Raw genomic sequence first — 11461 nt, forward strand, 5'->3', positions numbered from 1 at the left:
CATCAGTATAAATAAACCCCCTACTGTCTATAACGGTTTGGGCCAAATTTATGCTATGATAATTTGCATAATATCAATCGTTTTATGTGCACTTTATTAAGGATGTTGGAATGAAAAAATCAGTACTCAATACGGCGCTAAGTACAGCATTTATCGCCGCTCTTGGTTTCGGTGTCAGTGCTTGTAGTAGTGAGAAAGAAGGTGAAGATTCAGATCACATTTTAGCCATCGATCGTGTTGATGAGGCAGCAGAAATTGCTCGCGCGAATGCACCTGCAGCAGAAAAGATAGATTTCCCAGTAACAGCTCCAATGCCAGCAGCTGATGCGACAACAGATGCGACGATGAGTACTGAAGAAGGGGCTGTCGCAGTAGAGGGAACAGCAGCTGATGCAACGGTAAGCGCCGATAGTTCTGATACCGCTGTGGCGACTGCCGATACTGCCAATAGTACTGAAGTGCCGGCGACGGATTCAGCTGAACCTGCAACCAATTAATCTTGCTTGAAGGCAGTATTCAATAATGAGCGGTGTTACTAACCATCTATAGATGAGGAAACAACCATGACTGTTAAACAAGCTGTAATAAAGAAAAAATCAGTTGTTAAGTTAGCGCTGTCTGGTCTAAGTCTTAGTATGTTATTGACACTTAGCGCCTGTAGCGGTGGTGATAACACTCCCACAGATGAGCCTGCAGTGGTTAATGAAACCGAAATTGTGGTTGGGGAGCCAGCAGCGCCTGCTAAAGCTGAGCCTGTCGTTGAAGTAGAAGCAGTTGAGGTGTCAGAAGTAAAAGCGGAAGAAGTAAGTACTGCTGCCGATGAGCCTGAAGTGTTGGCTGCTGATGCAGGTGCTACATTGTATGAAAAACAATGTAAAGTCTGTCATGAAAAAGGTTTATTAGCCGCGCCAGTATTCGGTAATAAAGAAGCGTGGGCACCACGAATCGCCAAAGGTATCGATACATTACATGTTCACTCTGTTAAGGGCTTTAACAAAATGCCCGCGCAGGCAAGCGCTGAAGTCAGTGAAGCGCAAGTTCATGCGGCTGTGGATTATATGGTTGCTGCAGCTAGCTAAATACTATTGATTGAAATTTGCTAAACTGACCGCCATTGTAAGCTTACAGTGGCGGTTTTTTATTCACGCTACAAGGCAAAATATAAAGGCACATAGATGAAAGTATTGGGTTTAGAGACCTCTTGCGATGAGACGGGTCTAGCGATTTTTGATAGCGAACAGATGACAAGCGACAATAAAGGTCTGCTTGGGCAAGTATTGTATTCACAAATAGAGCTGCACGCCCTTTATGGCGGCGTGGTGCCTGAGCTTGCTAGTCGCGATCATATTCGTAAGTTAGTGCCTTTATTTAACGAGCTTTTGCAGCAATGCAACATCACTAAAGATGAGATTGATGCGATCGCTTATACCAAGGGTCCGGGGCTTATCGGCGCCTTGATGACGGGTGCATTGTTTGGTCGTAGCTTGGCTTATGGGTTAGATATTCCAGCGATTGGTATTCATCATATGGAAGGGCATCTATTGGCACCGCTGATGGGTGCGAATCCACCAGCGTTTCCGTTTGTCTCCTTACTGGTTTCTGGTGGGCATACGCTGCTCATTGCTGCCCATGGTATTGGTCAATATGAAATCCTTGGCGAATCCATTGATGATGCGGCAGGTGAATGTTTTGATAAAGCGGCAAAGATGTTGGGCTTGCCATATCCGGGTGGTCCTAATATCGCCAAATTGGCCGAAACTGGCAATCCAAATGCCTACGACTTACCGCGTCCCATGTTACATCGCGGCTTGGATTTTTCTTTTAGTGGTATGAAAACAGCGGTACATAATCTGATTAAAGACACGCCACTCTCAGGTGGCTCAGGAAATGGCTCTGATAGCGACCCGCAAGTCCGTGCTGATATTGCTGCCAGTTTTCAGCATGCCGTCGTTGATACTTTGGTGAAAAAATGCGTCAAAGCGCTTAAGCAAGTGAATATGAGCCGATTGGTTATCGCAGGCGGTGTCAGTGCCAATAGTCATTTGCGTGAAACTCTCGAGCGGGAGCTTGCTAAAATAAATGCCACTGTGCATTATGCACCTCCTGCTTTATGTACTGATAATGGTGCGATGATTGCGTATGCCGGTTACGAGCGTTTGCGAGCAGGGCAGTTCGATGATTTAGCGGTCACTTGCGTGCCACGTTGGCCAATGACTGAGCTGCCAGCGGTTTAAATTATCGTCACTAATAAGCGAATATCTATTATAGTAACTTTCACCTGATAAGGATGATTTATGCAGTGGCTAGCGATTGGATTAGGTGCTGCTCTTGGTGCATGCCTGCGAGGCTGGTTGGCACGTTTTAATCCGCTGCATCACTGGATACCGCTTGGAACGCTTGGCGCCAACATATTGGGTGGACTGCTGATAGGATTGGCACTGGTGTGGTTTGAGCGTATGGGTAGTGAACTGTCTCCCAATATTAGGCTGTTTGTGATTACTGGGTTTTTGGGTGGATTAACCACGTTTAGTACGTTTAGCGCTGAAGTATTTACCTTTATTCATCAAGGAAGGTTGCTGGCGGGCTTAGGACTGATTGGGCTACACGTAGGTCTGACATTATTGGCAACCGCGCTTGGATTTTACTTCTTTAAGTTGGTTTTATAATAATAAAAATGCAGTAATAAAAAAGAGCGATATTAGTTTTTAATACCGCTCTTTTTTCTAACAATTCCTAGTCATACAGGTTTTACAATGCTTTCTAATAAACTGGCAAACCCTTGCAGATAAGCCGTATCTTGGCTAGCGGTGCGCGTCGCGGCATAAAGCTGACAGCGCACACCAGTGCCTAGCGGCCGCGAGACGACCCAGCCTTTTTTCTCATATTCCGCCACGACCCAGTCGGGCAATGCTGCCACACCGCGCTCACTAGCAACCAATTGAATGAGCATCGCTGTCAACTCTGTCGTACGAATACTCTGAAAGCTCACCTGCGCTGGCGTCATAAAATTGGCAATAATATCAAGGCGCTTAGCTTCAACTGGATAAGCAATTAACGTCTCCTTAGTCAAGTCATTGGGCTTAATACTCTCTTGTGCGGCCAAATCGTGCGTGGGTGACAGCACCAAGCGGCTTTCGTACTCAAACAATGGCTGATAGCTGATCCCTTCTATGGGCAAATCACTGGTGGTAATCAACAGATCAATATCACCTTCCATCAATAAATGATGCGGCTCAGGCTCAAAACCCGTAGCAAAATCCAGCTCCACATCCGACCACTCGCGGCGATAATGATTGAGTATGGGCATGAGCCAGTCAAAGCAACTGTGACATTCAGAAGCTAGGCGCAATCTGCCAGCTTGACCATGCGCCAAGCGTTTCAGGTTAGATTTGGTACGAGTCACTTGTGGCATGATGCTATCAGCCAATGCCAGAACCGTTTTGCCAGCTGGCGTAAAAGTGAGCGGGCGTGTGCGGCGATTGACTAGGCTAATGTCGTAGTAATTCTCCAGCTCTTTTAGCTGATGTGAGACCGCAGAGGCAGTGACGTGTAGCTCATCAGCTGCCGCCGCTAGTGAGCCGTGCGCCCGTAGTGCGGTTAACGTATTGAGATGACGAAGCTCTAGCATAATATAACCTAACCACTAAGGTGAGAAAAATTCATTATAATCAATCTAGCGCTGATTTTCATTCAAATATTACGATGAATAAACGTTAGTCAGCTAACGCCGACGTAATAACAGCTGCGAGATGATGACCAATATCAAAGAGGCAACCAGTAACAACGTACCGATGGCATTGACTTCTGGCTTGAGTCCGACTCGCACCATAGAGTAAATACGCAGTGGTAAAATCTCATAGCTAGGCCCTGTGACAAAGGTTGACACCACCACATCATCTAGCGATAAGGTAAAGGCGAGTAACCAACCTGCCATTACCGCTGGCAAAATAACAGGGATCAATACCGTACGCACCATCGTTGATTCATTGGCGCCTAAGTCACGCGCGGCTTCCATCAAGCGCTCGTCTAAACTACTCAAGCGAGCAAAGACCGTGATAACCACGAACGGCAGACAAAAAGTAATGTGCGCCAGTAGTAGCGAGACAAAACCCAATTGCAGACCAATTAATAAAAACAATGCCAATAACGAGATAGCAAGAACAATCTCAGGCGACATCATCAACACAAATAACAGCCCATTGAGCAAGCCTTTACCGCGAAATTTATAGCGATGTAAGGCAAGGGCGGTCAGCGTTCCAATCAAGGTCGAGACAGTTGCCGCGACCAAGCCCAGCACAATAGAATGCCAAAAAGCATCAAGCATGGCTTGGTTATTAAATAGCGACTCATACCATTTTAAGCTAAATCCGCCCCAGTTATAGCCGATTTTTGATTTGTTAAATGACATGACGACCAAGACAATAATGGGTATATACAACAGCGCATATATCAGTCCCAGATAGCCTTTAGCCATCATACTACCCATCTTAATAGAGCGTTTGCGCTTGATCGGTGTGCTCGTAGATGAATGGTTCGGTGGATGATTGGACATTATGCCACCTCATTAAAATCAGTCTTGCCAATACGGCGACTACTGGCACGGTAAGCGAGTAACAGTACCGCCATCGCCAGTGTCAGCAGCACGCTAGCCGCTGCGCCAAATGGCCAATCTCGAGCATCTAAAAATTGGTTCTTGATAATATTTCCAACGAGTAAATTGCGTGAACCGCCCAAAATATCGGCAACATAAAACATACCCATTGCTGGTAATAGTACCAACAGCACCCCTGAGATAATACCAGGTGTCGTTAATGGTAGTACCACATGCCAAAAGGTTTGCGGTTTCGATGCACCCAAATCCTGTGAGGCGAGCAACATATCATTGCGCAAATCCGTAAATACCGCATACAACGGCAATACCATAAATGGAAATAATAAATAGGTAAGACCAGCAATCACTGCCCCTTGAGTATATAAAATATCAATGGGTGCATCGATGATACCAATTGCTAATAAGGATGTATTAATCAAACCGTTATTGGCAAACAACAATTTGAGGGCGTAAGTCCGTACCAAAGAGTTGGTCCAAAAGGGCAGTATCAATAGCATCATCAGCAGTGGCTGCCAGCGTACTTGCGCCTTAGAGACCAGCCACGCAAAAGGATAACCGAGCAATAAGCAAATAACCGTCGTAATACCCGCCATCCATAATGAATGGACAAACACCTCAAAATACAGCGGATCAATCATCCGTACATAGCTATCGATGCTGACTGGCAAGCTGACAAAGGCGCTACTGTCACGGGTCAAAAAACTGACAGCGATGACCAATATATTGGGCAACAAGGCAAATATCAGTAACCAACCCCAAATCAACCAAAGCGTTGCCGTACGAAAAGGACTTTTATTGCTCAAGCTATGACGTGCCATCAGCTAGCATCCTTTTGCGCAGTGCCATCTTGTGCTGCCGTAGGGTCTTCTGGCAACACCCATTCCCAGCCATCAACCCATGACACTTTAACCGCTTCGTTCAATTTATAATCAAAGCTGGGATCATCTTCATCAAAAAACTCAGAGGCTTTGATAACATGTCCGTTTGCCAGCTCAATGATCGAATCTAACGTGCTGCCTTTATAGTTACTTTCAATGACGCGGCCAAGCAATCCTTGATGCTCTGTATCTTTTGGGTCATACACCCGTAAATCTTCGGGGCGGAGTAGTAGGTTAACGATATCACCCACTTGTACGTCGCTGGCAAAGTCAGGACGACGTAGATTGCGTAAGGTGGTTGGGCCTTCTTGCGCTTGTGCTTCACAGACTTCAACCTCAATACGACCATTGGTCACGCGACCATCACGGTCGGGTTGTTCAGGATAGACACCTTTGACTTCCGCTTTAAATAAATTGGTCTCGCCAATAAACTTAGCAGTAAATAAATTGGCAGGAGTTTCATAAATTTCAATAGGCGTGCCAATTTGCTGAAACTTGCCGTCTTTCATCACTGCAATGCGGTCTGACATCGACAGCGCTTCTTCTTGATCATGGGTAACAAAGACAAAAGTAATGCCAAGCTCACGTTGCAGGCGTTTGAGCTCAGACTGCATTTTTAGACGCAGCTTATGGTCGAGTGCCGACAGTGGCTCATCGAGCAGCAGTAGCTTGGGACGATTAATCACCGCGCGGGCAATCGCAACGCGCTGCTGCTGACCACCAGACAAATCTTGCGGCTTACGATTGGCCAAATGCTCTAGCTGTACCATGGCGAGCATTTCACGCACCCGAGTATTGATCTCATCTTTGGGTACTTTTTTCAGCTTCAGCCCGTACGCGACGTTTTGCGCGACCGTCATATGCGGAAACAAAGCATACTGCTGAAAGACAGTATTGACCGGACGTTTATCCGCTGGCAAACCCGCCATCTGTAAGCCATCCAAATATATCGCCCCAGCGTTTGGCTGCTCAAAACCAGCAATGAGGCGCAGTAAAGTTGTCTTGCCGCAGCCCGATGGGCCAAGCAATGTTATAAATTCACCATGCTTGATGTCGAGATTGATGTCTTTGAGTACGTCAGTTTGATCGTAGGTTTTTTTGAGACCCGTCAATTGCAGCAGTACTTGTTCGTTGTGAGGTGAAGCAAAGCTACTGTTCGTGGTTGGCGGTGAGTTGGTCATAATATGTATTCCTAGGTATCCAACATTGGTGTCCAACATCTCACTACAGCTGTTTATTTAAGACACGGTTGTCAAGGTGGCTTGGGATGAGCATCAGCGCTGAATATAAACCAGTCTGGTCGCTGCGTATTATAACAAACCCTCAATATAAATCCGTGCAAGTTCGTTATGAGTTACGCGATTAGTATCCGATGGTACAGATGGATTCTTAACAACGAGCTTTATTTATACTTTTTGTGGGTAATAGCGACTTTTTTAACATTTTTCTCATTCTTATAATTCTGTCTTATTAATAATAGTTGCCTTTGTACCATGATATGAAAACAAAATTTTTTATCATTTTTTGACCCTGATTCCTATACAATTACACGGTGGCTGATACGTATAGTGAGCCTGACTATTGAGAAATGGCTAGGACACTATTCAGCCAATCTACATTTGCATTCATATATTTTAAGCCGCTTAAAAACCTAACATTATCAATGATAAAGGATTTATTATGTCTCATGGTACACGCCCAAAAACAGGTCAAGAAGCGCTTGAGCTTTTAAAAGAAGGCAATACCCGCTACGTTGATAGCCTCACCAGTACTGATGATTTGATGCAAAAGCGACCAGAGTTGGTCAGAGACCAAAACCCTTTGGCCATCATTCTGGGTTGCTCAGATGCACGAGTACCAGTTGAGATTGTATTTGACCAAGGCTTGGGTGATTTATTCGTCATTCGAGTCGCAGGTAACGTGGTTGCACCCTCTCAGATTGGCTCAATTGAGTTTGCAGCCGAAAAGTTCGGCACCAAATTGGTGGTGGTGCTTGGTCATTCGCATTGCGGTGCTGTTACGGCTTGCGTAGAAACACTGATTAATCCTGAACAAAACTACTCACCCAACTTGCAATCAATCGTTGATCGTATCCGTCCTAGCGTTTATAACTTGCACGAATTGGCGACCGCCAATGGTCAAGACGTCGATGCAGATGAGTTGGTTGATCGTGCTATCCGTGCCAATGTGCGTATGTCAGTGAGCCAGCTCAAACATGGTTCACGGGCGCTAGAGGACTTAACCAATAGCGGTCAATTGCTGGTCGTTGGTGCAGAGTATGATCTAGAGACAGGAAAAGTGCGATTTTTAGACAGCTAGTCTGTGTTTTATATTAACGTTTTCAACCGCATTTTCTTACAAAACCTTCTCAATGATTGCGCCAATTTTTATTATGATGAGAGGTCAAGCGAGTCGTGACGTTCATGGCTCGCTCGTTTTTCACTTTTATATGCGGTAAAAAATAGGATAACCATCATTATGTCTACTTCAAATACGGACGCAACCACCGACAATAATAAACAATCAATCATCACTCAGCCTGATAGCAGCATTAAGGCAGAGGGCGTTCAATCTATTTCTGCACAGACAACAGGCTTTACGTTCAATCACACCATGCTACGTGTAAAAGACCCTGCAAAATCTTTGGCGTTCTATACAGGTGTGCTCGGTATGACTTTGCTGGCGCTCAAAAAATTCCCTGATATGGGTTTTGATTTGTACTTTTTGGCGAAGTTAACTGAGAGCGAGCGCGAAAACTTGCCTGGGGGTGATGATTTGGAAATATTTGCCTTTCGTCAGCGCGGTATCTTGGAGTTGACCCACAATTATGGCACTGAAACAAAAGCAGACTTTAGCTATCACAATGGCAATCAAGAGCCACAAGGTTTTGGTCATATTTGCTTTAATGTGCCAAATCTAGAAGAAGCGGTCGCTTGGTTTGACGAAAATGAGGTCGAGTTTAAAAAACGTCCAGAAGAGGGCAGCATGAAAAATATTGCCTTTATCAAAGATGTCGATGGCTACTGGATTGAAATTGTGCAAGCCGATTTGATGGGTTAGGGTTGTATAGAACTTTATACATTCTCTAAGTGTCAGAAGCAAAAACCGCCCTATCAAACGATAGGGCGGTTTTTTTATGTCATCAAAGTAGGACGTGTTAAATAGCACACACACCCTATTATCATTTACTCAGATTTTGCGCGAAACTCTGTATGACACGATTTACAGCTTTCACCCACCTGACCAAAGGCTGGCATAACATCATCGATGCTAGTCGCATTTTGTGCCGCCGCGTTTAGTTCAGCAGTGACCTTTTGAAAATTGTCTGCTTCCGCACGGAAACCATCAGCATTAGACCAGACCGCTTCAGTGGCATTACCCATGGCTTCTTGATTTTCAAAATGACTCCAAGGGGAGGCCGCATCTTCTGCTAAAAATGCCGCTTGCTCTTTGAACACAGCAGCATCAAACGTATCAGGTGCTTTAGCCATATCACCCATGACACCCATGGCATCACCCCAGCTTTTCATGCTGTCTTGACGCGTTTTTACATCAGTATCAGTAGGGCTGCTACAGGCGGTTAGACCGAGAGCTGCTGCCATCAATGTGATACCGAAAATAGACTTTAGTGATTGTTTGGTATGAACCTGTGCCATGTGAATTACTCCTTTAAATTTGACTGATGATAGGCTGGCTATGAAGCGCTGGCCTCATCTCAAAATATTATTATAAAAATACCGCTTAAACCTAATTTAGAAGTGCAGTCACTCCTAAACTACTTTTCAAAAAATATATGTCATTGTAACCATTATTTACGCAACAATAGTTAAGATAGTTGTTATATCCTCGTAAAATTTGCAGCAGTTGTAGATTTATCGAGATTATTAACGCTGACATGAAAAAGGCCAGCAATGATAGCTGACCTTTAAAACAATCTCTAACGTAATTAGGGCGTGTCATCAATTAGCACATTGATGCAATTTATGGCCTTAAAATGGCTAAATTTTCGCTAAACGGTGTCAAAATTCTTGTCAATATGTTCATATTCACTGCGAATTTTTCCTTGTTTAGCATCAATGTATCTCATTTTAATGCTCATAATCTAATTGATGACACGCCCTAGATTTATACGCAGTAAACTCACAAAACTATCGCGCCAATAAAACTATAGCGCTAGCCAGTCACGTGGTTTTAGATAATAGTCTGTCAATTCAAACTCAGGAGTGCCTTCAGCGGGTTCTAAACGATAATGCCAGCTGGCGAGTGGTGGCATACTCACTAGTATGGATTCGATACGCCCATTACTTTGCAGACCAAATAGAGTACCACGGTCATAAACGAGGTTGTATTCAACATAGCGACCTCGGCGATAGAGCTGAAATTCACGTTCTGCTTCAGTATAGGGCACATTTCTACGCTGCTCAAAAATAGGTAAGATACCTTCAAGGTAGCCATTACCGACCGCTTGCATGAGCTCAAAACAAGTTTCAAAATCCCAACCGCGACTTTCAGTATTGACGTCATCATAAAACAAGCCGCCGATACCGCGCTGCTCATCACGATGACGCAAATTAAAATACTCGTCGCACCACTGCTTAAAATCGGGATAAACGCTGTCGCCAAAAGGCGCACAGAGGTCATGACAGACTTGATGCCAATGCACGCAGTCAGCAAGCACAGGATAAAATGGCGTTAAATCAAAACCGCCCCCAAACCACCAAATAGGATCTTTGCCTTCTGCTTCAGCAATAAATAAGCGGACATTGGCATGACTAGTGGGAACGTGGGGGTTTTTGGGGTGTACAACAAGAGATACGCCCATCGCCTGTGCTTTACGACCAGCTATGTCAGGGTGACGCGCCGTAGCTGAGGCAGGCAGGTTTTGGACATGTATATGACTAAACATCACGCCGGCTTTTTCAATCACCTGACCATCTGCTAACACACATGAGCGACCACCGCCGCCTTCAGGGCGCTCCCAATCATCAGGAACAAAGGTAGCAGCTTTTTGCGCATCAGTGCAGCCACCCTGCTCTTGAGCTTCTAATGCTTGGCAGATATGCGCTTGTAAATCGACTAAAAATTCACGCACACGCATAATGTCATGATGACTTGGCATTGTCGCATCGGTCGCTGACACATTGATATCATTATCTATCTTTGGGATACTCATAAAATATCTGATTATTTGCTATTTATTAAAGTGTAGGGTGGTATTAAAATCTGTGTCTAATAGATGACCCATACGATCGCGCTTGGTCGCTAGATATTCAGCATTCATATCATTCACCCCAACGACCAATGGTACCCGCTCAATGACATCGATGCCATGCTCGGTTAAGTAAGCGACTTTGCTGGGGTTATTGGTAATAAGGCGCACAGCATTAACGCCTACATGAGCAAGCATAGGACCACACATATCATAGATACGCGCATCGGCAGGCAGTCCTAACATAAGGTTGGCATCTAGAGTGTCGTGACCTTGATCTTGTAAGGCGTAAGCGCGGATTTTATTGGTCAGACCGATGCCACGCCCTTCTTGGCGCAGATATAAAATCGCCCCACAGCCCGTCTTTTGTATTGCATCCATAGCGGTATTTAGCTGTGGTCCGCAATCACATTTTAAGGAGCTAAAAGCGTCACCAGTTAAGCACTCAGAATGAATCCTTATCAAAGGAATAGGACGTTCTGTTAAAGCATCATCTTTTTGATTTAAGATGCTGTCGGCAATATCTGTTTGATCAAACACAGGCAGACCTACCGTCAGCATCACATGCTCTTGACCCTCATCATTCTCAAAGATATGAATATCAAACTCGCCGTGACGAGTAGGCAATTTGGCGCTAGTAATAAATTGATATGACATTAATGCCCTGCATAAGCTGATCATCGTGGTGCTAACTGTCTGACATAGCTTTATTATAATGGCTAAGTTCTTGTAAGCTAGCGGGTTTGCAAGATAGTATGCTAA

Annotated in this window: 13 protein-coding genes; 6 read left to right on the forward strand and 7 right to left on the reverse strand. The window is 44.8% G+C overall.

Features of this window, described 5'->3' with window-relative positions:
- Nucleotides 1-110 precede the first annotated feature (110 nt).
- The 4 genes from AC0J5Y_RS01225 to crcB all read left to right on the forward strand — a co-directional run bounded on the left by AC0J5Y_RS01225 (nt 111) and on the right by crcB (nt 2666).
- Nucleotides 111-497 carry a hypothetical protein gene (locus tag AC0J5Y_RS01225; RefSeq protein WP_475131166.1) on the forward strand — a complete coding sequence of 129 codons (387 nt, stop codon included), beginning with the start codon at nt 111-113 and terminating at the stop codon, nt 495-497.
- Nucleotides 498-563: 66 nt separating this feature from the next.
- Nucleotides 564-1079 carry a c-type cytochrome gene (locus AC0J5Y_RS01230; RefSeq protein WP_475131167.1) on the forward strand — a complete coding sequence of 172 codons (516 nt, stop codon included), beginning with the start codon at nt 564-566 and terminating at the stop codon, nt 1077-1079.
- Nucleotides 1080-1175: 96 nt separating this feature from the next.
- Nucleotides 1176-2234 carry a tRNA (adenosine(37)-N6)-threonylcarbamoyltransferase complex transferase subunit TsaD gene (gene tsaD, locus AC0J5Y_RS01235; RefSeq protein WP_475131168.1) on the forward strand — a complete coding sequence of 353 codons (1059 nt, stop codon included), beginning with the start codon at nt 1176-1178 and terminating at the stop codon, nt 2232-2234.
- Between the two features lie 60 nt (nt 2235-2294).
- Nucleotides 2295-2666: a fluoride efflux transporter CrcB gene (gene crcB, locus AC0J5Y_RS01240; RefSeq protein ID WP_475131169.1), complete on the forward strand. Its 372-nt coding sequence runs from the start codon at nt 2295-2297 to the stop codon at nt 2664-2666.
- Between the two features lie 71 nt (nt 2667-2737).
- On the opposite strand, the gene AC0J5Y_RS01245 is transcribed toward crcB, so the two are convergent.
- The 4 genes from AC0J5Y_RS01245 to potA all read right to left on the reverse strand — a co-directional run bounded on the left by AC0J5Y_RS01245 (nt 2738) and on the right by potA (nt 6671).
- Nucleotides 2738-3628 carry a LysR family transcriptional regulator gene (locus tag AC0J5Y_RS01245; RefSeq protein WP_475131170.1) on the reverse strand — a complete coding sequence of 297 codons (891 nt, stop codon included), beginning with the start codon at nt 3626-3628 and terminating at the stop codon, nt 2738-2740.
- A gap of 93 nt (nt 3629-3721) precedes the next feature.
- Entirely contained in the window at nt 3722-4552 is an 831-nt protein-coding gene (potC, locus tag AC0J5Y_RS01250; protein ID WP_475131171.1) for a spermidine/putrescine ABC transporter permease PotC, read from the reverse strand.
- The gene (gene potB / locus AC0J5Y_RS01255; RefSeq protein WP_475131172.1) at nt 4552-5430 is read right to left on the reverse strand and encodes a spermidine/putrescine ABC transporter permease PotB; all 879 of its coding nucleotides are present in this window, start codon (nt 5428-5430) and stop codon (nt 4552-4554) included. Before potB ends, potC begins: the two co-directional genes overlap by 1 nt.
- The gene (potA, locus tag AC0J5Y_RS01260) at nt 5430-6671 is read right to left on the reverse strand and encodes a spermidine/putrescine ABC transporter ATP-binding protein PotA (protein ID WP_475131173.1); all 1242 of its coding nucleotides are present in this window, start codon (nt 6669-6671) and stop codon (nt 5430-5432) included. Before potA ends, potB begins: the two co-directional genes overlap by 1 nt.
- A 499-nt stretch (nt 6672-7170) precedes the next feature.
- Here potA and AC0J5Y_RS01265 point away from each other — a divergent pair, with 499 nt between their 5' ends.
- Both AC0J5Y_RS01265 and gloA read left to right on the forward strand, forming a co-directional pair.
- Nucleotides 7171-7809: a carbonic anhydrase gene (locus AC0J5Y_RS01265; protein ID WP_475131174.1), complete on the forward strand. Its 639-nt coding sequence runs from the start codon at nt 7171-7173 to the stop codon at nt 7807-7809.
- Nucleotides 7810-7968: 159 nt separating this feature from the next.
- Nucleotides 7969-8550 (forward strand): lactoylglutathione lyase, encoded by a 582-nt coding sequence (gene gloA / locus AC0J5Y_RS01270; RefSeq protein WP_475131175.1) that lies wholly within the window; start codon nt 7969-7971, stop codon nt 8548-8550.
- 125 nt (nt 8551-8675) lie between these two features.
- Here gloA and AC0J5Y_RS01275 read toward each other — a convergent pair whose 3' ends face one another.
- The 3 genes from AC0J5Y_RS01275 to ribA all read right to left on the reverse strand — a co-directional run bounded on the left by AC0J5Y_RS01275 (nt 8676) and on the right by ribA (nt 11356).
- On the reverse strand, nt 8676-9146 hold the full coding sequence (locus AC0J5Y_RS01275; protein WP_475131176.1) for a c-type cytochrome: 471 nt from the start codon (nt 9144-9146) through the stop codon (nt 8676-8678).
- 509 nt (nt 9147-9655) lie between these two features.
- On the reverse strand, nt 9656-10609 hold the full coding sequence (gene hemF, locus AC0J5Y_RS01280; RefSeq protein ID WP_475132048.1) for an oxygen-dependent coproporphyrinogen oxidase: 954 nt from the start codon (nt 10607-10609) through the stop codon (nt 9656-9658).
- Between the two features lie 72 nt (nt 10610-10681).
- Nucleotides 10682-11356 carry a GTP cyclohydrolase II gene (ribA, locus tag AC0J5Y_RS01285; protein ID WP_475131177.1) on the reverse strand — a complete coding sequence of 225 codons (675 nt, stop codon included), beginning with the start codon at nt 11354-11356 and terminating at the stop codon, nt 10682-10684.
- Between the last annotated feature and the right edge of the window lie 105 nt (nt 11357-11461).

It is taken from the genome of Psychrobacter sp. TS_SC_6 (assembly GCF_056156305.1).

Excerpts from the sequence above, each read along its gene's own strand:
- hemF (WP_475132048.1), bottom strand. The coding sequence starts at position 10,609 with ATGCCAAGTCATCATGACATTATGCGTGTGCGTGAATTTTTAGTCGAT.
- potA (WP_475131173.1), bottom strand. The coding sequence starts at position 6,671 with ATGACCAACTCACCGCCAACCACGAACAGTAGCTTTGCTTCACCTCAC.
- AC0J5Y_RS01265 (WP_475131174.1), top strand. The coding sequence starts at position 7,171 with ATGTCTCATGGTACACGCCCAAAAACAGGTCAAGAAGCGCTTGAGCTT.
- AC0J5Y_RS01230 (WP_475131167.1), top strand. The coding sequence starts at position 564 with ATGACTGTTAAACAAGCTGTAATAAAGAAAAAATCAGTTGTTAAGTTA.
- AC0J5Y_RS01245 (WP_475131170.1), bottom strand. The coding sequence starts at position 3,628 with ATGCTAGAGCTTCGTCATCTCAATACGTTAACCGCACTACGGGCGCAC.
- AC0J5Y_RS01225 (WP_475131166.1), top strand. The coding sequence starts at position 111 with ATGAAAAAATCAGTACTCAATACGGCGCTAAGTACAGCATTTATCGCC.
- crcB (WP_475131169.1), top strand. The coding sequence starts at position 2,295 with ATGCAGTGGCTAGCGATTGGATTAGGTGCTGCTCTTGGTGCATGCCTG.
- potB (WP_475131172.1), bottom strand. The coding sequence starts at position 5,430 with ATGGCACGTCATAGCTTGAGCAATAAAAGTCCTTTTCGTACGGCAACG.
- gloA (WP_475131175.1), top strand. The coding sequence starts at position 7,969 with ATGTCTACTTCAAATACGGACGCAACCACCGACAATAATAAACAATCA.
- ribA (WP_475131177.1), bottom strand. The coding sequence starts at position 11,356 with ATGTCATATCAATTTATTACTAGCGCCAAATTGCCTACTCGTCACGGC.
- AC0J5Y_RS01275 (WP_475131176.1), bottom strand. The coding sequence starts at position 9,146 with ATGGCACAGGTTCATACCAAACAATCACTAAAGTCTATTTTCGGTATC.
- potC (WP_475131171.1), bottom strand. The coding sequence starts at position 4,552 with ATGTCCAATCATCCACCGAACCATTCATCTACGAGCACACCGATCAAG.
- tsaD (WP_475131168.1), top strand. The coding sequence starts at position 1,176 with ATGAAAGTATTGGGTTTAGAGACCTCTTGCGATGAGACGGGTCTAGCG.